Below are 20,103 nucleotides of genomic sequence, written 5' to 3'. Positions count from 1 at the left end.
TGGGAGCTGGCTTGCCTGCGATAGCGGTAGTGAATCCAACACTGCCATCGCAGGCAAGCCAGCTCCCACATTGATTGGGTTTTTTCAGGTGGATCAGGTCAGGCTTTGCTGACCAACCCATCCGCCCTGAACATCCCGCGAATCCCGCGCACGGCCTGGCGAATCCGGTCCTGGTTTTCGATCAGCGCAAAGCGCACATGATCGTCGCCATACTCACCAAAGCCGATCCCCGGCGACACACACACCTTCGCTTCCAATAGCAGTTTCTTGGCAAATTCCAGCGAGCCCATGGCCGCGTACTGCTCGGGAATCTTGGCCCAGACGTACATCGACGCCTTCGGGTTCTCCACCATCCAGCCCAGCTCATGCAGGCCCTTGACCAGCACATTGCGGCGCTGGCGGTACTGCTCGGCGATGTCTTTGACGCACTGTTGGTCGCCTTCCAGCGCCGCAATTGCCGCCACTTGCAGCGGGGTGAAGGTGCCGTAGTCGTGGTAGCTCTTGATGCGCGCCAGGGCGTTGACCAGTTCCGGGTTGCCCACCATGAAGCCGATGCGCCAGCCGGCCATGTTGTAGCTCTTGGACAGGGTGAAAAACTCCACCGCAATATCCTTGGCGCCGGGCACTTGCATGATCGAGGGGGCTTTCCAGCCGTCGTAGACGATGTCGGCGTAGGCCAGGTCGTGCACCACCAGTACGTCGTACTGCTTGGCCAGGGCGATCACCCGTTCGAAGAAGTCCAGTTCCACGCACTGAGCGGTGGGGTTGGACGGGAAGCCGAGGATCATCATCTTCGGCTTGGGGATCGAGCCGCGAATCGCGCGCTCCAGCTCAGCGAAGAAATCCACACCGGGTATCAGCGGCACCGAACGCACCTGGGCGCCAGCAATCACTGCGCCGTAGATATGAATCGGGTAGCTGGGGTTGGGCACCAGCACGGTATCGCCCTGGTCCAGGGTGGCCAGCATCAAGTGCGCCAGGCCTTCCTTGGAACCGATGGTCACGATGGCTTCGGACTCCGGGTCGATATCCACCGCGTAACGGTCCTTGTACCAGCGCGAAATCGCCCGGCGCAGGCGTGGAATACCTTTGGAGGTGGAGTAGCCGTGGGTGTCTTCACGCTGGGCGACGGTGACCATTTTCTCCACGATATGAGGAGGCGTGGCGCCGTCAGGGTTACCCATGCTCAAGTCGATGATGTCTTCGCCGCGCCGACGCGCAGCCATCTTCAGCTCGGCAGTGATATTGAAAACATAGGGGGGGAGTCGATCTATGCGCGCAAAGCGGCGCGGCGAACCTTGGTCTGCCATTGTTGCCTCGAGGTACGTAAGCGCCCGGAACCGTCCGAGCGACGTCGGCCACTGCGGTGGCCTGCGGGGCAGACAATACGGGCGATGATGGCCAGTTGTCCAGATGCTTAGGAAATTTTTCTACATGGAGTGCAACGCGGATATGCCCCTATACTCGATGCGGGTTTGTTCCCTCATAAGAAGGAGACTGTTCGTATGGATCAGCAGACAAAAAAACCGTTGGAGTTACGCTTGGAAGCCGGCAAAGCTTTGGTGATCGCCGGGGTGCAAGGGCGATATTCGAAGGCCACCGTGGGCGATATCCCACGGCTGTGGGAGTTGTTCGATAGCTGCATCAAAGACCTCAAGAAGCGCGTTGGTGGTGTGACCTACGGGGTGTGCCATAACCTGCACCACGGCGAATTCGATTACCTGGCAGGGGTTCAAGTGCCGGCAAAGGGAGACGTGCCGAGCAACTTCAAATTCATCGAAATCCCGCCACTCAACTATGCCGTGTTCCCCCACTACGGGCCGGTGCAGGCGCTTGCGCAAACCTACGAACGCATCATGTTCGAATGGTTGCCGCACTCGGGCTACAAGGTCATGGGCGCGGATTTCGAGCGCTACAGCGCGGATTTCGATGCCAGGAAGGGCACGGGGACGGTGGAAATCTGGCTGCCGATCGGGGAGCGGGGCTGACACTGCACCTGATGTCACGTAAACACGACATGCACGCTTAAAAGTCATGTTTACGTGACATTGCCGCTATGGATCAAACCTGAAACTCAACCGGCGTTCATACCCTACGCGGCCCTTGTACGCCTCACCGCGATCCACCCATCCCGCCCCCAGATACAACCCCATCGCCGCCACGTTGTGGGCATCCACCGACAACTCCAACCCCTTGATCTGCGGCCATGCCTCGCGCGCCACGGCGGGCAACGCCTGCAAACACGCTTTGCCGTAACCACGCCCCTGCTGATGCCGGTCTACCTGCAAGGCGTGGAGAGTGGCGCTGTGTTCATCGGCCCAATGCGGCAGGCACGGGGGGCGCTTGAGCAGCAGGAACGCCACGGGAAGGCCATCGGCCAACAGCGCAAAGCCCTTGACCCCAGGGCTTGGCTTGGCGAGCAGAGTGTTGAGCGCGCAATACATATCACCGCAAAACGGCAGTTGTTCAGGGTGAACTTCGATGGCGCCGACCTGCTGTTGTTGCACAGCGTTCAGCGCCTCGTAGGCCACGAGGCGGGTTTGCATGGGGCTGTCCGAACGGCTGCAAGGGAACTGGCAGTTTATCGGGTTTGGGCCACGAGAAATTATTTTTCAGGGGGATGTCGATTTCCCTTCGGGCCATTCGACTAAGGGTGTCTTCTGTGATTGTCCACCCCGAGGAGTCATCCCCATGAGCACTGCAATCAACAGCCTGATCGAGCAATGGAAACACGCCGTCGTCAGCCGTGATATCGACCAGATTGTCAGCTTTTACGCCGACGATATCGTCTCGTTCGACGCCGTAACCGCCCTGCAATTCAAAGGCAAGGCGGCCTACCGCGCGCATTGGGAAGCGTGTATGGAGCACTGCCCCGGCCCCGGTATCTTCGAGTTTCATGAGCTGCGCGTCGTCGAGGCGCCAGACAGCGCATTCGCCCACTGGCTGGCTCACTGCGGCGGTGCCGGGCCGGACGGTGAGGTGAAGGCTTGCTGGATGCGCGTCACCGCCGGCTACCAGCGCATCGATGGCCAATGGAAGGTGGTGCATGAGCACTGGTCGGCGCCGTTTGATATGCAAAGCGGCACGGCGTTGTTCGACCTGAAACCTTGAGCACCGCGAACTATAGTCAGTAGTCCGAAAACGGAGAACGCCATGAAATACCTGTGCCTGATCTACAGCGATGAACAGGTGTTGCACACCTCGCCCGACAGCCCTCACGACTCGGAATGTCTGGCCTACGCCGAGGCCATTCAGGCCAGCGGGCGCATGCTCGCCGCCGAGCCGCTGGAGTCGGTGACCACCGCCACCACCGTGCGCATGCGCAACGGCAAGCTGTCGATCACCGACGGGCCGTTTGCCGAAACCAAGGAGCAGCTCGCCGGGTTCTACCTGATCGACGCCAAGGACCTCAATGAAGCGCTCCAGGTGGCGGGCGGCATTCCGGCGGCCCGCGTCGGCAGCGTGGAAGTGCGCCCCGTGCGCCAATTGAATCTCTCAACACAATAATCAAAAGACTTGAGGAGGTTTCCCCGTGAACACTCAACCCGCTGAATTTGAACTGTCCATCAGCCGCTTGATCGACGCACCGCGCCGCCGGGTGTTTCGCGCCTGGACCGAGCCAACCCTGCTGCAACAATGGTGGGGGCCCCATGGCATGACCACCCCTGAATGCGAGATGAACCTGTGGGTCGGTGGCTTGTTCCGCACCTTGATGCGCGCGCCGGATGGCAGCGAATACCCGACCCAGGGCGTATTCCTGGAGATCGACGCGCCCAACCGCCTGGTGTTTACCGACGCGTTCATGCCGGGCTGGGTACCTTCGGGCAAGCCGTTCATGAGCGCCGAAGTCACCTTTGAAGATGTCGGCGGCAAGACCCTCTACACCGCGCGCGCCATGCACTGGAGTGTCGAGGACAAGCAGGCCCACGAAGCCATGGGCTTTCATGACGGCTGGGGCCAGAGCCTGGACCGCCTGGTGAAGCTGGTGACCGAGGACATGGTCGATTGACCGCGCAGATCGATGCCATCTACCGCAGCGAATCACGCCGCGTGCTCGCGACGTTGATTCGCGTGCTGGGGGATTTCGACCTGGCCGAGGAGGCGCTGCACGAAGCATTTTTTGTCGCGGTGCAGCGTTGGCCCCAAGATGGCGTGCCGGATAATCCACGGGCGTGGCTGGTGTCCACCGGCCGCTTCAAGGCCATCGACCGCCTGCGGCGTCAGTCGCGGTTTACCCCGTTATTCGAGGAGCAGGCCGACGCGCTGGAGGCCGCGCCGTGGAGAGATGAAGATGTGGAAGACGATCGCCTGCGCCTGGTATTCACTTGTTGTCACCCTGCGTTGGCAGCCGATGCCCAGGTTGCGCTGACCCTGCGCGAGATCTGCGACCTGAGCACCGAGGCCATCGCTCACGCTTTTCTTGCCACGCCCACCACCATTGCCCAACGCATCGTGCGCGCCAAGGGCAAGATCCGTGAGGCGAAAATTCCCTATCAAGTGCCGTCCCGCGCCGAATTGCCCGAACGATTGGACAGTGTGCTGCGGGTGATTTACCTGGTGTTCAACGAGGGCTATTCGGCGTCAGCGGGTGCCGACCTCACCCGTGAGGACCTGACCTTGGAGGCCATTCGCCTGGGGCGTTTGCTGCTGGAGTTGCTGCCCGAGCCGGAAGTCATGGGCTTGCTGGCGTTAATGTTGCTGCACGAGTCGCGTCGGCCTGCCCGCACTTCTGCCACAGGCGAACTGGTGCTGTTGGACGCTCAGGATCGTACGCTTTGGGACAGGGCCTTGATCGCTGAAGGCTGCGCATTGGTGGAGCAGGCGCTGATGACGCCACGCTTCGGGCCGTATTGCTTGCAGGCTGCGATTGCCGCCGTGCACGCCGAGGCGCCCAGCGCAGGGGAAACCGATTGGCGGCAGATTGTCGGGCTCTACGATGTATTGCTCAGGTCTGTGCCGTCGCCGGTGATCGAGTTGAACCGTGCGGTAGCGGTGGCGATGGAGCAGGGGCCGTTGGCGGGGCTGGTGCTGGTGGACAATCTTTTGCAACGCGGTGAGTTGCAGGATTACCACTTGGCGCATTCGGCGCGTGGGGAGTTTTGCCGGCAGTTGGGGCGGTTTGACGAAGCCCGCAGCGCCTACGAAAAAGCGCTGTCGCTGACGCAACAGGCGCCAGAAAAGCGCTTCATCACGCGACGCCTCGCCGAACTCAATTCTCCCAGACAGTGACGATCCAAATGTAGGAGCGAGCTTGCTCGCGAAAAACTCACAGACGCCGCGTTTCTTCAGGAAGCACGCGTTATCGTTGACGTTCTTCGCGAGCAAGCTCGCTCCTACAGGCTCATTCCAGCATCTTGCCCAGCAACCAGCTCCCCGCAGGCCCCGGCGGCTGGTGCCGGGACCACAGCGCATCCACCGCCACCGAACGCGGCCAACTGCGCACCTTGAGTTCAACCAACTGGTTGCCGCCAAAGCGCTCCACCAGCCAGCGTGGAATCGGTGCCCAGCCAAACCCCAGCTGTGCCATTTCCATCAGCATCAGGTAACTCGGCGCCGACCATACTCGCTGCGTGCCGCGGTTTTCATTGGGGCTGATGATGCTCGCCAAGCGCAACTCCCGGTGTTGTTGCAGGGTGTGCGGGGCAACCTTGTCCAGGTTCGCCAATGGGTGTCCAGGCGAGACGAACAGGGCGATCTCCGTGCGCTCCTCCACGGTGGAGAAGGAAAGGTCCGGCGGGTAGGCTTCTTGTTTCTCGATAAACGCGATCTGCGCCCGGCCACTTTGCACCAGCGCGATCAGGTCTTCGCATTCCGCGATCAGGCATTCCAGCTCAAGGTCTGGGTAGCGTTGTTCGAAGGCGGTGAGGGCGACCTCGAATCGATCAGACTGGTAAGTATCGGACATGGCGATACTCAGCTTCGGCTCCAGGCCTTGCGATAACTGACTGGCCGCCAGCTCCAGGCGGCTACTGGCTTCCAGCACTTGCTCAGCCCGTTGCAGCAAAACATGCCCCGCAGGCGTGAGGGTCGGTTTGCGGCTGCTGCGGTCAAACAGCACCACATCCAGGTCGATCTCAAGGCTCGCCACCGCCGCGCTCACGGTGGACTGGCTCTTGCCCAGCTTGCGCGCCGCCGCGGAAAACGAGCCTTGGGTGGCCGCCTGGACAAACGCCTGAAGCACTTCATGGGAGGCCATGACTATCGCCTTGATCGATGGTTATTGGTTATGAAGTATCGAGACAAAGCCTGATCATGGCAACCATCGTCACTCACGGAGCCGGGTCATGACCCCTACCAAATCCTTTACTGAACGCGTTTTTCAAGCCCTGGGTTTCGAAGGGCTGGCCTTGTTGATCTGCACGCCGCTGCTGGTGTGGATCACTGGCCGGCCGGCGCTGGAGATGGGCGCAGTAACCTTGGGCATCAGCCTGTTGGCACTGAGCTGGAATGTGGTGTTCAACAGCCTGTTCGACCGCCTTAAAGCCCGCCTGCAACTGGCCAACGGCGGTTGGACCCGTGTGCTGCATGCGCTGCTGTTTGAAGGTGGCCTGATCCTCTTGGCGGTGCCGTTGATTGCCGCCTTGATGAAGATCAGCCTGTTGGAAGCCTTCATCCTCGACATTGGCGTGTTGTTGTTCTTCCTGCCGTACACCTACGTGTACCACTGGGGTTACGACGTGTTGCGCGAGAAATTCGCCGGTAAAACCCCAGTCACCCTGTAGGAGCGAGCTTGCTCGCGAAGATCGCTAACGATAACGCGGGGCCTCTGGAAACAAGCGGCGCTCTTGAGTTTTTCGCGAGCAAGCTCGCTCCTACAGAGAAGCATTTGTTTAGAGGAACATCCCGCCCGACGCCTCAATCCGCTGGCCGGTGATCCAATGGCTGCCATCGGCCAGCAAGATCGAAATCGCCCCGCCAATGTCGTCCGGCAAGCCAGCGCGGCCCAGGGCGGTGTTGTTGGCCACCATCGCATTCACGTCGGTGTTATCGCGTACCGCGCCGCCGCCGAAGTCGGTGGCAATCGCACCCGGTGCCAGGGTGTTCACGGTAATCCCCCGTGGGCCGAGCTCTTTAGCCTGGTAGCGCGACAACACTTCCACCGCGCCTTTCATGGACGCGTAGGCCGCATAACCCGGCAGGCTGAAGCGTGCCAGGCCGCTGGAAATATTGATGATGCGCCCGCCGTCGTTGATCAACGGCAGCAGTTTTTGCGTAAGAAAAAACGGCGCCTTCACATGGATCGCCACCAACTGGTCAAACTGGGCTTCGGTGGTCTCGACAAAGCTTGCGTGGATGCCGACTCCGGCGTTGTTGATCAGGAAATCGAAGCGATCCACGGCGAACACATCCTTGAGCAACGTACCGACCTGGCCAACGAATGCATCGAAGGTCGCGCTCTGGCTTACATCCAGTTGCAGCATGGCGGCGCGTCCGCCCATGGCCTCTACCTGGGCAACCACGGCTTGGGCTTCGGCCGCTGCGCTGTGGTAGGTGCCGATGATGTCGATGCCTTGCGCAGCCAGGTGCAGGGCAGCGCTTTTGCCCAGGCCACGGCTGGCGCCGGTGATGAGTGCTATTTTGCGGGTCATGGTGCAGTCCTCATGGGGGGTCAGTGGGATGAGTGTATTTGTCCGCCCATAACGTGATAAACAGCGCTATTGCGGAATCACTGGCCGGATAAGGCGAACAATCCATGAACAAGCTAGAGCTGCTGCGTACCTTTGTGCGGGTGACGGAATTGTCGAGTTTCACAAAGGCCGGTGAAAGCCTCGGCCTGCCGCGCTCCACTGTGTCCGAGCATGTGCAGGCGCTGGAAGAACTGCTGGGTGCGCGGCTGTTGCAACGCACCACACGCAAGGTGCAGGCGACCCAGGATGGTCGTGTGCTGTACGAACGCAGCAAGGACCTGCTGGCACACATGGAGGAGCTGGAAGGTTTGTTTCGCCAGGATGAAACCCAGCTCGCTGGGCGCATTCGGGTGGACATGCCCAATGTCATGGCACGCAGCGTGATCTTGCCGAACCTGCCCACCTTCATGACGCGCCACCCACTGATCGACATGGAGATCAGTTGTTCGGACCGCCAGGTGGACCTGATTGCCGAAGGGTTCGACTGCGTGGTGCGCGTCGGCGCCCAGCCCGATCAAACCGTGGTAGCGCGGCGGGTGTGCAGCATGCCGATGGTCAACTGCGCGAGCGCGGCATACCTGCAACGGTATGGCGTGCCCGAAACCCTGGCAGACCTGGCGCATCACCAGTTGGTGCATTACGTGCGACCGCTGGGCGCACGCTCGGCCGGGTTCGAATACCTGGTGGGCAACAAGGTGCAACGGTTACCGATGGCCGGCCGGGTGACGGTCAACAGCACCGACGCCTATCAGTCGGCGTGCCTGGGCGGGTTTGGCCTCACCCAGGTGCCGCAACTCGGCATACATGATTTGTTGGTCAGCGGCGAGTTGGTGGCAGTGTTGCCCGACTACCAGGCGCCGCCCCTGGATGTGTCGTTGCTGTACGCCGGCCAGCGGCATTTGCCATTGCGAGTGCGGGTGTTCATGGACTGGTTGGCCGCCACCCTGCAAGCCCATCTCTAGCGGCGCGCTGACAACTGCTGGGGTGCCAGGAACGCGTCGTGGAAGTAGTCCCGGAACGCTTGCATAGCCGGGGTAAAGTCGCGCTCGCGGTGCCAGGCCAGGCCGACGCTCATGGGCGTGACCGGGTCGGTGACGGTCAGGGTTTCGATGCGCTTGCCTTCCAGGGACCAGGGGCGGTGCACCAGGTCTGACAGGATCGCCACGCCGCTGCCGTTGGCAACCATGCTGCGCACCGCCTCCACCGAACTGGTGCGCAGCCGCACCTTGGGGGTTTGCCCGGCCTGTTCCCAGTAGCGCATGGCGCTGTGTTCGGCTTCATCGACGGTGAGCAAGATGTAGGGCTCTTGGGCCACGTCCGCCAGGCTCACGGCACCGCGTTCGCACAACGGGTGATGGCTGGGCAACCACAGGCGGCGTTCGGAGTTGAACAGAATTTCCGAGACGATATCCGCGTGGGTGAGGTTGGCGGTCAGCACCACGGCCATGTCGAACTGGCCGTCGAGCAGGCCCTGTTCGATGGCCTGGCGCTCCTGTTCGAACACCTCGATGGTTACGTCCGGATGCCAATGCTCCATGCGCTGTAAATGGTGCGGCAGGAAATAACCCAGCACGGTGTAACTGGCCGCCACCCGCAGCACGCCGCTGGCGCGGTAGTCCGGCAACGGGCTGTTGAGGGCGTCCTCCACGCTGCGCACAATCACGTAGGCACGGTTGAGAAAATGCCGCCCGGCGTCGGTGAGGTTCATGCCCTGGGCCGAGCGCACGAACAACTGCACGCCGAGCATGGCTTCCAGCTCCTTGATCGCCGTGGTCACCGCCGATTGGGAAATATTCAAGTGAATCGCCGCCTGGGAAATCTGGCCGATCTCGGCGGTGGCGACAAAATAACGAACCTGGCGCAAGGTCAACGACATATCACACCCCGATCGTTCCCACGCTCTGCGTGGGAATGCAGTCATGGACGCTTTGCGTCCGCACTTAAACCGTGACGCGGAGCGTCACACGAGGCGTTCCCACGCAGAGCGTGGGAACGAGCTACATGAGTGATATCTGATTTTCAGAAGATGGGCCATCTGATAATAGATCTTCCCAAGGGGTCAAGCCCCAGCCTACTTTGCGGGCATCACCTTTGGCGGAGCGACCTCGATGCAGGCAGTGGATTTCAATTCAGACATGGGCGAAGGCTTTGGCCCCTGGACTATCGGCGACGGCGTCGACGCAGAGCTGATGGCCTACATCAGCTCGGCCAATATCGCCACCGGCTTTCACGCCGGCGACCCCGGCACCATGCGCCGCACCGTCGAGCGCGCCAAGCAACTGGGGGTGGCCATCGGCGCGCACCCAGGTTTTCGTGATCTGGTGGGTTTTGGTCGCCGGCATATCAACGCATCGGCCCAGGAACTGGTGGACGACATGCTCTACCAGCTCGGTGCCTTGCGCGAAATGGCCCGTGCTCAGGGCGTGACCCTGCAACACATCAAGCCTCACGGCGCGCTCTATATGCACCTGGCCCGCGATGAAGAAGCTGCGCGGCTGTTGGTGCAAAACCTGCAAATCATCGAGCCCACATTGTTGCTGTACTGCATGCCCAACTCGGTGATCTGGCGCATTGCCAAGGAACTGGGGCAGCCGGTAGTGCGCGAGTTCTACGCCGACCGTGAATACGACCTGAGCGGCTCCATCGTGTTTACTCGCAATGTGCGGGCGCTGGACCCTGCCACGGTTGCAGCGCGGGTCTTGCGTGCGTGTCAGACCGGCCTGGTGCGTACCGTCGAAGGCGAAGACCTGGCCATCGAATTCGATTCCATCTGCCTGCACAGCGACACCCCCGGCGCCCTGGACCTGGTGGAGGCCACCCGTGCAGCCCTGGACCAGGCGGGCATCGACGTCAGAACACCCCAATAAGATCCACCCCTTACTTTTTTGCCTGCCTTTCTACAATGATTCCAAGAGGAACAGACATGGCTGAAACGTCCCCCATCCGCTACAGCTTCGGCGGTGATGAACACCTGTTTGCCGAGGTCAGCGACAGCATGTCCCTGGAGGCTTTTTTCAAGGGCATGGCGGTGACTCGCGCCGTGGAGCGCCTGGCGCTGGAAGGCGTGCTGGATGTCTGCCTGGCCAACGCATCGTTCCAGATTCGTTTCGACCCTGACCGCATCGCGCCCCATGTGCTGCTCGACGCCGTGCAAAGCGCCGAAGCCCAGGCCGTAGCCGAACGCACCTTGCGCACGCGCATCATCGAAATCCCGGTGCTCTATAACGACCCCTGGACCCACGAAACCCTGATGCGCTTTCGTGACCGCCACCAAGACCCCAGCGGCACAGACCTGGAATACGCCGCACGCATCAATGGCCTGGCCGACGTAAACGCGTTCATCGCCGCCCACAGTGGCGCGCCGTGGTTTGTGTCGATGGTCGGCTTTGTCGCGGGCTTGCCGTTCATGTTCCAGATGGTCGAACGCGAGCGGCAATTGCAGGTACCCAAATACCTGCGGCCACGCACCGACACGCCGAAACTGACCCTCGGCCATGGCGGTTGCTTTGGCTGTATCTACTCGGTGCGCGGGGCGGGCGGTTACCAGATGTTCGGCGTCACCCCGGCACCGATCTACGACCCGGCGCAGCAGTTGGCGTACCTCAAGGCGCACATGGTGTTCTTCCGCCCCGGCGATATCGTGCAGTTCAAGCCGATAGACCGCGATGCTTATGACCGGGCCGTCGCCGAGGTGGACGCCGGGCGTTTCGATTTACGCATTCGCCCGGTGGAATTTTCCCTGGATGCCTTTCTCGCCGACCCCATCGGCTACCCGAAAACCCTGCAGGAGGCGCTGGCATGATCAAGGTCCTCAAACCCGGCCTCGCCACCTCCGTGCAGGACCTGGGCCGCGAAGGTTATTACCACTTGGGCATCCCTCCGTCGGGGGCGCTGGACCAATACGCGTTGAGTGCGGCCAACCACCTGGTGGGCAATCCCATGGGCGCGGCGGGCCTGGAATGCACGCTGATCGGGCCGGAGCTGGAGTTCCAGCAGGACGCGCTGGTGGCCTTGAGCGGCGCCCTGATGTCGCCGCGCCTGGACGGTGAAGTGGTGCACCAGGACACCGCCTTTGCCGTGCACGCCGGGCAGGTGCTGCGGTTCGAGTTTCCCAAGGCCGGCGCTCGTACCTACCTCGCCGTCGCCGGCGGTATCGACGTGCCGTTGGTGCTCGGCAGCCGCTCCACCTACACCCTCGGCGCCCTCGGCGGGTTTAATGGCCGGCGCTTGCAGGAGGGCGATCAATTACCGATCGGTACCGCCAGCGGTACGGGGCGTGCGGGCAACAGCTTGCCGATGGCGTTGCGGCGTTCGGTCGGTGGCGATGTGACGTTGCGGGTGGTGCCGGGGCTGTATTACGAGCGCTTGACGGACGAGGCCAAAAGCAGCTTTTTTGCCGAACCGTGGACGGTGGGCTCCGAGGCCGATCGCATCGGCTACCGCTTCAAGGGCGGCAGCGCGTTGAGCTTCCAGCCGCGGGAGCAGCCGTTTGGCGCGGGCTCCGATCCGTCCAACATCGTCGACAGTTGCTACCCGATTGGCTCGATTCAAGTACCGGCGGGGCTGGAGCCGATTGTGCTGCATCGCGATGCGGTGTCGGGCGGTGGCTACGCGATGATTGGCACGGTGATCAGCGCCGACCTGGACTTGATCGGGCAGATGCAGCCCAACCAGCGGGCGGGGTTTGTGGCGGTGAGTCTGGAGGAAGCTTTGGAGGCGCGGCGGGTGTACAAGAAACGCTTGAACGCGATGACGAGGCTCTTTAATAACCGACCACTGACGCATGGCCCTGTCAATTCTGACAGTAGCATCCCAGCCGCTAACTAGGGTCTGATACGTTCTGTGCTGTCACGAGGACCGCACCTTTTCCAAGGAGAGCGTCATGACCCGCAAAGATAGCCTTTTATTGCCGGAAGTTGAGGTCCCAGGTTCTACGGTGAATGCGTGGGGCCGTACCAAAATACTGGATGACCTGACCAGTTTGAGGTTAATCATCAATTACCCCGATCCCTATCCAAGGGATGAGCTGAAGTTAATGATCGATGACAAAGTGGTCTGGACGCACACTCTGGCAAACGGTAATGAGGTGCCGTTGACGGTAGATCTTGATCCACCTCATTTGAAGTGCTGCTGGCAGAGCGTCCGCTACGAGGTGTATACCCACATCGGGAATTTGGAAGAGTCAGCGCCCTTGAATTTACTTAAAAAACATTGATCTGAAAGTGGCGAACATTGCACCTGTGCCAGTTGTCTACGGGACAGGTGCACACTACACGTGGAGCGCAATGATGATCGGCTTGAGTCAGTAATCTTTTCGCTTTCTGAAGGCCCAGCGCCCGGCGATCAAGGTGAAGGTGGCAACCAGTGCCACCAATATCCAGAAGCCTTCCGGGTCTTGAGACAGGGGCACCCCACCCACATTCATGCCAAAAAAGCCGGCAATGATGTTGATCGGCAGCGCCAGCACCGTCACCACCGTGAGGGTAAACAATGTGCGGTTGCTCTGTTCATTGAGGTTGGCGGCGATCTCTTCCTGCAACAGTTTGATGCGTTCGCCCAGGGCGGTCAGGTCGTTGATGATCAGCGCAAATTCCTCGGTGGATTTGCGTAACTCCTTCACGTCTTCCTTTTGCAACCATTGCGGCGGGCGATTGAGCAGGCGCAGCAGCGAACCCGGCTCCAGCGCCAGCAGGCGTTGCAGGCGCACCAGCACGCGGCGGGCGGCGCCCAGTTCGGCGCGGTTGGTGGACAGGCGCGAAGACAGCAACTGATCCTCGATATGGTCAACGCTGATACTGGTCTTGCGCACGATCTGTGTCAGCACTTCGCCCTGGTCACGCAGCAGATGCACCAGCAGTTCCAACGGCGAGCGAAAGTGTTCGCCGGCCTTCACCGACGAGCGCAATTTATCCACCGAGTGCAACGGCTGCAGGCGTGCGCTCACCAGCAAGCGGCTGCGCGCGCATACCCACAGCGTGGAAATATCCGACGACACCATGCTGCTGAAGTTGAACACCACATCGTTGACCACGGCCAGCAAGGCCGAGTCCACATGCTCGATGCGTGTGGAGCGCGAGCCCTCGTGCAGGGCTTCAAAAAACTCTTCCGGCAGCGACAAATGCGCCTGCATCCAGCGCTCGCAGGCGGCGTGGGCCAGGTTCAGGTGCAGCCACAGGAATTCTTCCGGGTCTGGCGGTTGCTGCAAGGCGGCAAGGGCGGTGGCGGAATCAATTTGCTGGCCTTTCTCGCCAGGGCGAAAACGAAAACCGTAAAGCAGGCCAAACAGATCGGAATCTTGGTGGGCGTGGTCGATGCTGTGGTTCATGGCGACTCGCAGAGAAAGGGCCTGTAGGACATTTCACAGGCTCCTTGCGCGAATCATTGCAAGGCGTGATGACGGTTATGTGACTGTTTAAGGCAGGCATAAAAAAACGCGCCACCCGAAGGTGGCGCGTTTTTTGGAGATTCGACTCAAGTGTCGAGCTTGTCTTCGAGCACCGCGCCAGTTTTGGCGTCGAGCTTCACATCCCATTTCTTGCCAGCGGTGTCGGTAAGGTCAACTTCATAGACGAGTACGCCGCTGTTGTTGTGGTCCAGCTCGGTATCGTTGATGGTGGCGCCGGCATGTTTGGCGATGGCCGCAGCGTTCAGTTTTTCAAATGGCATCACTGCGCCGGATTTGAGCAAGCCGTCAATCTGATCCGGACGAACATCAGCCTGGGCCAGGCCGGCGGTCAAGGTCAGGGCAGTAGCAGCGAACAGGGCAGTCAAGGTCTTCATAGTGTGTGTCCTTCTTAGGTTGAGCTGTTTAAGTGGCGCCAGATTAACCGGCGCAACTTAACTCATCCTTAATGGCTCACTGACACCAACGCTTTTAGTACTTATGGTCGTTGAGCAGGTCTTGCACGCTGGATGACGGCCAGCGCTTGTAGAACTTCAGCAGCTCGGCGGCGCGGTTGGTGAAGATGCCATCGACGCCGGCCTTCATCACCTTCTCGAAGTCCACCGGCTCATCCACGGTATACACATGCACCAGCAGGCCTTTGTCGTGGGTCAGCTTGTTCATTTCAGGCTTCACCAGGTCGGTGTAGCTCTGGTCGCCGTGGTCGGTCAACTCTGCCGAGGGGCCGGTGCCGATGGCGCCAAGGCTTTTGGCTTCATCGACCCACTTTTCGAATTCGGCGGCGTCTTTGGGCTCTTGCTTGGCGTAGTAGGCGGCCTTGGTGGGTTCGCCGGACTCTGCGAAGGTCACTTTGGATTTGGGCTCGATGCTGCCTTCACCCACCCACAACAGCAGGATTTTCGGGGTATTGGGCATTTCCTTCTGCAGCTCTTTGAGGCTGGCGGTTTCGAAGGTTTGCAGCACCACGCGGCCTTTGCCCTGGCCGACACCGGTGTTGCTCTTGCCCAGCTTGGAACCGGCGGAGCTCAGCCAGCCTTTGTCCAGCAGCTTGTTTTTCAGGTCGGCTTCGATACCTGGAAACTGCTTGGGCTCCTTGGTCTCGATGTACAGGCCGGGTTTGTGCTGTGGGTTGCCTTCGGCGATTTTGATGATGTCGTCCAGGCTCAGGATTTTCAGGCCAACGAAACCAGGGCGCGCTCGGTCCGGGTAGGCGGCGTTGAACCAGCTGCCGGCGTCTAGGGTTTGCAGTTCTTTCCAGGTGAACTCGTTGGCGGGCGCGTCTTTGCGCTCGGGGAACTTGGTGGCGACGTCAGTGGTGCGTTGCAGGTTGTTGTCGTGCAGGGCGAACAGCACGCCGTCTTTGCTGCGTTGCAGGTCCAGTTCCAGGTAGTCGGCGCCCAGGTCGCGTGCAACCTTGTAGGCGGCGGCGGTGGATTCAGGGGCGTCGTAGGAAGCGCCACGGTGAGCGATCACGGCAGGGTAGGGGATGCCTTCGTTTGTCGCCAATTCGGCCGGGCTGACCGGCTCGGCAGCCTGTGCCTGGCCAAGGCCGAGCATCAACGCCAGCAGCAAGGCGCTTTTGGAAAACGTGACAGGCATATGCGAAGTCCTTTCGTGGAGGTAACTTTGAGAAGGTGTCCTTTTTAACAATTGATTGCGAACGGCGCTATCACCAAACCGACATTAACGTGCGCACCGGCCAATTTTGTGGACTTTTTTGCAGGGCGTTGCAGTATTCTTACAGGTAGCTGCCCCGTCAGAGGGCGGTATTTTCTGCCACGCGTGTAAACCATCTTTCCAGTCCCTGTGGGACTTTTCAGTGAGGTTTACCATGCGCATCACTTCCGAGCTTATCTGCCAGGCCGCCGACCAACTCCAGGGTTTCGTTGGCCTCAACCGCAAGACCGGCCAGTACATCGTGCGTTTCAGCGAAGACTCATTCGGCATGGACGTGGCCGATGACGGCATCATCCCCACGGCCGAGTTCGTCTGGCTGCCGGCCGCCGACCACACCATGACCCTGTGCCGAGCGCGCCTGCAGTTGTTGCTCGACCAGAATATCGATGACCGCATCAACATTACCGAGCCGCTGCGCGTGTATATGCGCCGGGTAGAGATCCCGCAGATCAGCGCGTTGCGTAGTTTGGTGAGTTAGTCGTCCGTCATTTTGCAAGCGATGACGAGCAAATGTGGGAGCTGGCTTGCCTGTGATGGCCATAGGTATCTACACGACTTTGGGGGCTGTAGCAGCAGACGGTAACCACGATGCGAAGCGAGTAGCTCTTGATCTGCTTTTGATCTTGATCTCAGGCGCCCCGTTAAACCACGCTGGCCGGAATTCGCCAGTGATTTGGGGGGTAAACCGGCAGGGATGCCGGTTTAGCCGCCCCGCGCCATGGATGGCGCGTGGCGGCGGCCCCCCAAATCACTGGCGGATTACGGGCACACCGAGCCCAAGCGAGGTGCCGAGTGGTGGGGCGAGGACCTTTTGGTTACTTTTGGGTCCTTCCAAAAGTGACCCGCTGTCAGAGCGGAACCCTAAGTGGCCGTTACCGCAGGAATGGATATGTACCCAATCCAACTGTGTTGACTGCCAAGCCGCCTTCGCGAGCAAGCCCGCTCCCACAGTTGGATTGTGGGGTGTCAGGTAGAGAAGTGTCGGCTGGCAGGCCGTCATCGCAGGCAAGCCAGCTCCCACAAGGGGCAATATTTCAAGTGGGGAAGGTGTAGGCCCGCTCTACCTTGCATACCCGCGTGTGAAACGCTGCATACCAGGTGGCCCGCCCTTGCTCACGCACCTGCCGATGCTCGGCCTGCTGTTTCCAGGCCAGGATCGCCGCCTCGCTGGCCCAGTAGGACACGGTGATCCCCAGCCCATCCTCCCGCGCCGATTCCACCCCCAGAAACCCCGGTTGTTGCCTGGCCAGTTCCAGCATGCGTGTGGCGGCCTCGCCATAACCCAGGTCGGCGTCGGTGCGCAGTGAGCTGAAAATCACCGCGTAATACGGTGGGGCGGGTGTCTTGGCGATCATGCCGATACCTCCTGGCAGGCCTTGAGCAGCGCAATCGCCAGCGGCGGCGTGATGCCTTTGAGCGCGGCGCGTTCGGGCTGGAACAGGGTGGCGACGAAGAACGGGTGGTCGAGCAGTTCCACCGCGCGCAGGTCGCCCGCCGAGTCGTGGCCGGTGGGGATCAGGTTGGCTTGCAGCAGGGCGTCGGCGAAGGTGGGGTTGATGCCGTATCGGCAGCGGTATCCTTCGTGGATATCCAGGCTGCCGTAGGCCTGGGCGATGCGTGTGTACGGAGCCAGGCGCACGGTGTCGCTCACTTCCACCAGGGAGCAGTCCAGCGGCGTGATGACGGCGCGCTCAGCATCCGGTACTAATTCGCCGTGCTGGGCATCGGCCCAACCGAGCACGTTGCGGGCATATTCCAGCACGGCATGTTGAAAACCGCCGCAGGTGCCGAGGAAAGGGCGACCTTGTTCGCGGGCAAAACGGATCGCCCGCAGGGCGCCGTCGATATCGCGATAGGGGCTGCCGGGCACGCACCAGAAGCCGTCAAAGTCGTACAGGGCAGAAGTGCTGGTGAGGGTGTCGGTGGCCAGCCATTGCACTTTGACGCTCAGGCCCAGAGCGTCGGCGGCCTGTTGCAGGGCCACGGGAATCGCCTGGTGGGCGGTCACATCGTGGTTGTAGTCACCGATCAGGGCAAGGTGCAGCGCGGGGGTTGGCATCGTGTACGTCCCATGGCTTGTGGTGGGTTGATACCCACTATAGATTTGCGCTCACGCAATCAATATTGGCATTTTCCCACATGCTCAATGCAGCCACGCACTATCAAATCGACTACGCCGACCTGTCATTGATCCTGGCCTTGGTGCGCGGCGGTACCCTGGCGCGGGCGGCGGCGTTGCTGCGGGTGGATGTGTCCACGGTGTTCCGTGCGGTGCGGCGGCTGGAGGCGGCGCTGGGCCAGACCCTGTTTGAAAAAAGCCGTGCCGGTTATTTGCCCACCAGCCTGGCGAGCAACCTGGCGCAACAGGCCGAGCGTGCCGAGCAGGCCCTGGAGGCGGCGCGCATTGGCGTGGAGCAGGGTGGTGAAGTGATCAGCGGCACCGTGCGCCTGACCTGCACCGACTCGGTGTTGCAAGGCTTGCTGTTGCCGGCCCTCGCGCAGTTCATGCCGGCCTACCCGGCGTTGACCCTGGAACTGAGCACCTTCAATGACTTCGCCAACCTCAGCCGCCGCGATGCGGATATCGCCCTGCGCCTGACGAAGGCACCGCCAGCGCATCTTGTCGGACGCTGCCTGGGGGCGGTGACCTATCAGGTGTGTGCCAGTGCCGACTATGCACGCCAGCACCCAGGCGATGACTGGGCCGACCTGGCCTGGATCGCGCCAGATGACTTTTTACCCGATCACCCCACCGTCATCTGGCGTCGTGAACATTTGCCGGGCGTGCGTCCCCGTTATCGGTGCAACAGCATGCAGTCGGTGACCGAATTAGTGCGCGCGGGGTTGGGCGTGGCGGCGCTGCCGGATTTTCTGATGGGCGATGGCCTGCAACCGCTGGGCCCTGCGCTGGCAGGGCACGATACGGCGCTGTGGTTGTTGACGCGGCCTGATTGCCGGGCATTGCGCTCGGTGGTGACGCTGTTTGATGAGCTGGGGCGGCATGTGCGCTGGCTGCGAAGTTAACCTCCAGACAGCCAGCGCCAATGGCTCAGCGATTGCCCCTCTCATTGGCAAACGCGCTCACCGCCTGTACCGCCTCGCCGGTGCCTTCACGAATCTGCAGGATCACCGTGCCGGCCTGGTTGGCCAGTTCCACACCTTGGGCGGCGCGGTCGCGGGTGGCGTCCATGCTGTCGATGGCTTGGCGGGTTTCGTCTTGGATCATGGCGATCATGCCGGAGATTTCGGCAGTGGAGCCGCTGGTGCGCGCCGCCAGTTGCCGCACTTCATCGGCCACCACGGCAAAGCCTCGGCCCTGCTCGCCGGCGCGGGCGGCTTCGATGGCAGCGTTGAGGGCCAGCAGGTTGGTCTGGTCGGCAATGCCGCGAATGGTGTTGACGATGGCGGTGATCTGTTGCGAGCGCTCGCCCAGCTTGGCGATCAGTTGCGAAGAGGTGTCGATATCCAGAGCAATTTCGCGCATGCCGGTGGCGGTTTTCTGAATCACCTCGGCGCCTTTTTCCGCCATCTCCTGGGTGTTCAACGACAGGTGATAAGCCTGGGCGGCGCTCTGTGCGTCGGCGGCATGCTGTAGCACGCGGGCGGTGACGTCCGAGGCGAACTTCACCACTTTGCACAGGCGCCCGCTGGCGTCGTACACCGGGTTGTAGTTGGCTTCCAGCCACACCACCTGGCCGTGTTTATCCACCCGCTCGAACTGGCCATTGAACAGCTCGCCCTGGTTCAAACGCTTCCAGAACTCGCTGTAGGCCGCACTGTTGGCCAGCTCGGGCGTGCAAAACAGGCGATGATGCTTGCCCTGGATCTGCGCCAGGCTGTAGCCCATGCGCTGCAGGAAATTGCTGTTGGCAGTGATGATGGTGCCGTCGAGGTTGAACTCGATCATCGCCATGGCGCGGTCGATGGCTTCGAGCTTGGCGTTTGCTTCACTTTCGGCCTGCAGGCGGGGGGTGACGTCCATGGCGTATTTCACCACTTTGATCACAGTCCCCGCTTCATCCCGTACCGGGTTATAGCTGGCTTCCAACCACACCGAGGCGCCGTTGGCACCCACTCGTTCAAAGGTGCCCGACTGGAATTGGCCGTTGCGCAGGTGCGTCCACAGCTGGTTGTAGTCCGCGCTGCGGGCGAACGCCGGGGTACAGAACATCCGGTGGGGCTGGCCCAGGATCTGTTCGGCGCGGTAGCCCATGGTCTTGAAGAAGTTGTCATTGGCGCGCAGCACGGTGCCTTGCAGGTCGAATTCGATCACCGCCATGGAGCGCTCAATGGCGTCCAGCAGGCTGGTCTGTTGGGCAAGGCTGTGTTGCAGGGTACTGATGGTTTTCTTGTGAGTGTGAAATAGCATGGTGGAGGGCTCGGGCATGCAAGCGT

Annotated in this window: 24 protein-coding genes; 13 read left to right on the top strand and 11 right to left on the bottom strand. The window is 61.1% G+C overall.

Annotated features, from left to right (window positions below; translation table 11 throughout):
* Positions 1 to 98: 98 nt before the first annotated feature.
* Positions 99 to 1,310: an alanine transaminase gene (gene alaC / locus V8689_RS22145; RefSeq protein ID WP_032895593.1), complete on the bottom strand. Its 1,212-nt coding sequence runs from the start codon at positions 1,308 to 1,310 to the stop codon at positions 99 to 101.
* A 195-nt stretch (positions 1,311 to 1,505) separates the two neighbouring features.
* On the opposite strand from alaC, the gene V8689_RS22140 reads away from it, so the two are divergent.
* Positions 1,506 to 1,988, top strand: a complete 483-nt coding sequence (locus V8689_RS22140) for a GyrI-like domain-containing protein (RefSeq protein WP_056791524.1) — start codon at positions 1,506 to 1,508, stop codon at positions 1,986 to 1,988.
* 66 nt (positions 1,989 to 2,054) lie between these two features.
* Here V8689_RS22140 and V8689_RS22135 read toward each other — a convergent pair whose 3' ends face one another.
* Positions 2,055 to 2,546: a GNAT family N-acetyltransferase gene (locus V8689_RS22135; protein WP_056791527.1), complete on the bottom strand. Its 492-nt coding sequence runs from the start codon at positions 2,544 to 2,546 to the stop codon at positions 2,055 to 2,057.
* Positions 2,547 to 2,691: 145 nt separating this feature from the next.
* On the opposite strand from V8689_RS22135, the gene V8689_RS22130 reads away from it, so the two are divergent.
* Genes V8689_RS22130 through V8689_RS22115 form a run of 4 tightly spaced genes read left to right on the top strand, consistent with a single transcriptional unit; the run spans position 2,692 to position 5,229 of the window.
* A complete protein-coding gene (locus V8689_RS22130; RefSeq protein WP_056791531.1) occupies positions 2,692 to 3,111 on the top strand; it encodes a YybH family protein in 420 nt (139 codons plus the stop codon).
* Between the two features lie 42 nt (positions 3,112 to 3,153).
* Positions 3,154 to 3,507 (top strand): YciI family protein, encoded by a 354-nt coding sequence (locus tag V8689_RS22125; protein WP_056791533.1) that lies wholly within the window; start codon positions 3,154 to 3,156, stop codon positions 3,505 to 3,507.
* A 25-nt stretch (positions 3,508 to 3,532) separates the two neighbouring features.
* Entirely contained in the window at positions 3,533 to 4,009 is a 477-nt protein-coding gene (locus tag V8689_RS22120) for an SRPBCC family protein (protein ID WP_056791537.1), read from the top strand.
* Positions 4,006 to 5,229 (top strand): RNA polymerase sigma factor, encoded by a 1,224-nt coding sequence (locus V8689_RS22115; protein ID WP_056791540.1) that lies wholly within the window; start codon positions 4,006 to 4,008, stop codon positions 5,227 to 5,229. The genes V8689_RS22120 and V8689_RS22115 overlap by 4 nt, the downstream gene beginning before the upstream one ends.
* Before the next feature lie 112 nt (positions 5,230 to 5,341).
* Here the strand turns inward: V8689_RS22115 and V8689_RS22110 are convergent, their stop codons facing one another.
* Positions 5,342 to 6,196 carry a LysR family transcriptional regulator gene (locus V8689_RS22110; RefSeq protein ID WP_056791543.1) on the bottom strand — a complete coding sequence of 285 codons (855 nt, stop codon included), beginning with the start codon at positions 6,194 to 6,196 and terminating at the stop codon, positions 5,342 to 5,344.
* An 88-nt stretch (positions 6,197 to 6,284) separates the two neighbouring features.
* On the opposite strand from V8689_RS22110, the gene V8689_RS22105 reads away from it, so the two are divergent.
* Positions 6,285 to 6,722 (top strand): multidrug/biocide efflux PACE transporter, encoded by a 438-nt coding sequence (locus V8689_RS22105; protein WP_056791546.1) that lies wholly within the window; start codon positions 6,285 to 6,287, stop codon positions 6,720 to 6,722.
* A 108-nt stretch (positions 6,723 to 6,830) separates the two neighbouring features.
* On the opposite strand, the gene V8689_RS22100 is transcribed toward V8689_RS22105, so the two are convergent.
* The gene (locus tag V8689_RS22100) at positions 6,831 to 7,589 is read right to left on the bottom strand and encodes an SDR family NAD(P)-dependent oxidoreductase (protein WP_056791551.1); all 759 of its coding nucleotides are present in this window, start codon (positions 7,587 to 7,589) and stop codon (positions 6,831 to 6,833) included.
* Between the two features lie 104 nt (positions 7,590 to 7,693).
* Here V8689_RS22100 and V8689_RS22095 point away from each other — a divergent pair, with 104 nt between their 5' ends.
* Positions 7,694 to 8,590, top strand: coding sequence for a LysR family transcriptional regulator (locus tag V8689_RS22095; RefSeq protein WP_056791553.1), 897 nt, complete (start codon positions 7,694 to 7,696; stop codon positions 8,588 to 8,590).
* On the opposite strand, the gene V8689_RS22090 is transcribed toward V8689_RS22095, so the two are convergent.
* Positions 8,587 to 9,504: a LysR family transcriptional regulator gene (locus tag V8689_RS22090; RefSeq protein WP_056791556.1), complete on the bottom strand. Its 918-nt coding sequence runs from the start codon at positions 9,502 to 9,504 to the stop codon at positions 8,587 to 8,589. The two genes, V8689_RS22095 and V8689_RS22090, sit on opposite strands and share 4 nt — an antisense overlap.
* Before the next feature lie 232 nt (positions 9,505 to 9,736).
* Between V8689_RS22090 and V8689_RS22085 the strand changes: the two genes are divergently transcribed.
* From V8689_RS22085 to V8689_RS22070, 4 genes are read left to right on the top strand one after another with little or no spacing between them, the layout of a single operon-like run.
* A complete protein-coding gene (locus V8689_RS22085; RefSeq protein ID WP_056791561.1) occupies positions 9,737 to 10,495 on the top strand; it encodes a 5-oxoprolinase subunit PxpA in 759 nt (252 codons plus the stop codon).
* A 56-nt stretch (positions 10,496 to 10,551) separates the two neighbouring features.
* Positions 10,552 to 11,430: a 5-oxoprolinase subunit B family protein gene (locus tag V8689_RS22080; RefSeq protein ID WP_056791564.1), complete on the top strand. Its 879-nt coding sequence runs from the start codon at positions 10,552 to 10,554 to the stop codon at positions 11,428 to 11,430.
* A complete protein-coding gene (locus tag V8689_RS22075) occupies positions 11,427 to 12,455 on the top strand; it encodes a biotin-dependent carboxyltransferase family protein (protein WP_056791568.1) in 1,029 nt (342 codons plus the stop codon). The genes V8689_RS22080 and V8689_RS22075 overlap by 4 nt, the downstream gene beginning before the upstream one ends.
* Positions 12,456 to 12,510: 55 nt before the next feature.
* On the top strand, positions 12,511 to 12,843 hold the full coding sequence (locus V8689_RS22070; RefSeq protein ID WP_056791571.1) for a hypothetical protein: 333 nt from the start codon (positions 12,511 to 12,513) through the stop codon (positions 12,841 to 12,843).
* A gap of 87 nt (positions 12,844 to 12,930) precedes the next feature.
* On the opposite strand, the gene V8689_RS22065 is transcribed toward V8689_RS22070, so the two are convergent.
* The 3 genes from V8689_RS22065 to V8689_RS22055 all read right to left on the bottom strand — a co-directional run bounded on the left by V8689_RS22065 (position 12,931) and on the right by V8689_RS22055 (position 15,630).
* On the bottom strand, positions 12,931 to 13,953 hold the full coding sequence (locus tag V8689_RS22065; protein WP_056791574.1) for a transporter: 1,023 nt from the start codon (positions 13,951 to 13,953) through the stop codon (positions 12,931 to 12,933).
* Between the two features lie 146 nt (positions 13,954 to 14,099).
* The gene (locus tag V8689_RS22060; protein WP_056791577.1) at positions 14,100 to 14,408 is read right to left on the bottom strand and encodes a PepSY domain-containing protein; all 309 of its coding nucleotides are present in this window, start codon (positions 14,406 to 14,408) and stop codon (positions 14,100 to 14,102) included.
* 94 nt (positions 14,409 to 14,502) lie between these two features.
* On the bottom strand, positions 14,503 to 15,630 hold the full coding sequence (locus tag V8689_RS22055; RefSeq protein ID WP_056791580.1) for a glycerophosphodiester phosphodiesterase family protein: 1,128 nt from the start codon (positions 15,628 to 15,630) through the stop codon (positions 14,503 to 14,505).
* A 232-nt stretch (positions 15,631 to 15,862) separates the two neighbouring features.
* Between V8689_RS22055 and V8689_RS22050 the strand changes: the two genes are divergently transcribed.
* Positions 15,863 to 16,186 (top strand): DUF2025 family protein, encoded by a 324-nt coding sequence (locus V8689_RS22050; protein ID WP_032895610.1) that lies wholly within the window; start codon positions 15,863 to 15,865, stop codon positions 16,184 to 16,186.
* Between the two features lie 556 nt (positions 16,187 to 16,742).
* Here V8689_RS22050 and V8689_RS22045 read toward each other — a convergent pair.
* Both V8689_RS22045 and V8689_RS22040 read right to left on the bottom strand, forming a co-directional pair.
* A complete protein-coding gene (locus V8689_RS22045) occupies positions 16,743 to 17,063 on the bottom strand; it encodes an antibiotic biosynthesis monooxygenase family protein (RefSeq protein ID WP_056791585.1) in 321 nt (106 codons plus the stop codon).
* On the bottom strand, positions 17,060 to 17,767 hold the full coding sequence (locus V8689_RS22040; protein ID WP_056791588.1) for a CTP synthase C-terminal region-related (seleno)protein: 708 nt from the start codon (positions 17,765 to 17,767) through the stop codon (positions 17,060 to 17,062). The genes V8689_RS22045 and V8689_RS22040 overlap by 4 nt, the downstream gene beginning before the upstream one ends.
* Positions 17,768 to 17,847: 80 nt before the next feature.
* Between V8689_RS22040 and V8689_RS22035 the strand changes: the two genes are divergently transcribed.
* Positions 17,848 to 18,732 (top strand): LysR family transcriptional regulator, encoded by an 885-nt coding sequence (locus V8689_RS22035; RefSeq protein WP_056791592.1) that lies wholly within the window; start codon positions 17,848 to 17,850, stop codon positions 18,730 to 18,732.
* A 25-nt stretch (positions 18,733 to 18,757) separates the two neighbouring features.
* Here V8689_RS22035 and V8689_RS22030 read toward each other — a convergent pair whose 3' ends face one another.
* A complete protein-coding gene (locus V8689_RS22030) occupies positions 18,758 to 20,077 on the bottom strand; it encodes a methyl-accepting chemotaxis protein (RefSeq protein WP_056791652.1) in 1,320 nt (439 codons plus the stop codon).
* Positions 20,078 to 20,103: the final 26 nt, after the last annotated feature.

Source organism: Pseudomonas sp. AK181, from assembly GCF_051122975.1.
GTDB lineage: Bacteria > Pseudomonadota > Gammaproteobacteria > Pseudomonadales > Pseudomonadaceae > Aquipseudomonas > Aquipseudomonas lactis.
This window is presented reverse-complemented; position numbering and strand designations above follow the sequence as displayed.

Excerpts from the sequence above, each read along its gene's own strand:
- V8689_RS22040 (WP_056791588.1), bottom strand. The coding sequence starts at position 17,767 with ATGCCAACCCCCGCGCTGCACCTTGCCCTGATCGGTGACTACAACCAC.
- V8689_RS22130 (WP_056791531.1), top strand. The coding sequence starts at position 2,692 with ATGAGCACTGCAATCAACAGCCTGATCGAGCAATGGAAACACGCCGTC.
- V8689_RS22085 (WP_056791561.1), top strand. The coding sequence starts at position 9,737 with ATGCAGGCAGTGGATTTCAATTCAGACATGGGCGAAGGCTTTGGCCCC.
- V8689_RS22135 (WP_056791527.1), bottom strand. The coding sequence starts at position 2,546 with ATGCAAACCCGCCTCGTGGCCTACGAGGCGCTGAACGCTGTGCAACAA.
- V8689_RS22070 (WP_056791571.1), top strand. The coding sequence starts at position 12,511 with ATGACCCGCAAAGATAGCCTTTTATTGCCGGAAGTTGAGGTCCCAGGT.
- V8689_RS22050 (WP_032895610.1), top strand. The coding sequence starts at position 15,863 with ATGCGCATCACTTCCGAGCTTATCTGCCAGGCCGCCGACCAACTCCAG.
- V8689_RS22045 (WP_056791585.1), bottom strand. The coding sequence starts at position 17,063 with ATGATCGCCAAGACACCCGCCCCACCGTATTACGCGGTGATTTTCAGC.
- V8689_RS22090 (WP_056791556.1), bottom strand. The coding sequence starts at position 9,504 with ATGTCGTTGACCTTGCGCCAGGTTCGTTATTTTGTCGCCACCGCCGAG.
- V8689_RS22105 (WP_056791546.1), top strand. The coding sequence starts at position 6,285 with ATGACCCCTACCAAATCCTTTACTGAACGCGTTTTTCAAGCCCTGGGT.
- V8689_RS22035 (WP_056791592.1), top strand. The coding sequence starts at position 17,848 with ATGCTCAATGCAGCCACGCACTATCAAATCGACTACGCCGACCTGTCA.
- V8689_RS22110 (WP_056791543.1), bottom strand. The coding sequence starts at position 6,196 with ATGGCCTCCCATGAAGTGCTTCAGGCGTTTGTCCAGGCGGCCACCCAA.
- V8689_RS22065 (WP_056791574.1), bottom strand. The coding sequence starts at position 13,953 with ATGAACCACAGCATCGACCACGCCCACCAAGATTCCGATCTGTTTGGC.
- alaC (WP_032895593.1), bottom strand. The coding sequence starts at position 1,310 with ATGGCAGACCAAGGTTCGCCGCGCCGCTTTGCGCGCATAGATCGACTC.
- V8689_RS22140 (WP_056791524.1), top strand. The coding sequence starts at position 1,506 with ATGGATCAGCAGACAAAAAAACCGTTGGAGTTACGCTTGGAAGCCGGC.
- V8689_RS22060 (WP_056791577.1), bottom strand. The coding sequence starts at position 14,408 with ATGAAGACCTTGACTGCCCTGTTCGCTGCTACTGCCCTGACCTTGACC.
- V8689_RS22075 (WP_056791568.1), top strand. The coding sequence starts at position 11,427 with ATGATCAAGGTCCTCAAACCCGGCCTCGCCACCTCCGTGCAGGACCTG.
- V8689_RS22055 (WP_056791580.1), bottom strand. The coding sequence starts at position 15,630 with ATGCCTGTCACGTTTTCCAAAAGCGCCTTGCTGCTGGCGTTGATGCTC.
- V8689_RS22100 (WP_056791551.1), bottom strand. The coding sequence starts at position 7,589 with ATGACCCGCAAAATAGCACTCATCACCGGCGCCAGCCGTGGCCTGGGC.
- V8689_RS22030 (WP_056791652.1), bottom strand. The coding sequence starts at position 20,077 with ATGCTATTTCACACTCACAAGAAAACCATCAGTACCCTGCAACACAGC.
- V8689_RS22125 (WP_056791533.1), top strand. The coding sequence starts at position 3,154 with ATGAAATACCTGTGCCTGATCTACAGCGATGAACAGGTGTTGCACACC.
- V8689_RS22080 (WP_056791564.1), top strand. The coding sequence starts at position 10,552 with ATGGCTGAAACGTCCCCCATCCGCTACAGCTTCGGCGGTGATGAACAC.
- V8689_RS22095 (WP_056791553.1), top strand. The coding sequence starts at position 7,694 with ATGAACAAGCTAGAGCTGCTGCGTACCTTTGTGCGGGTGACGGAATTG.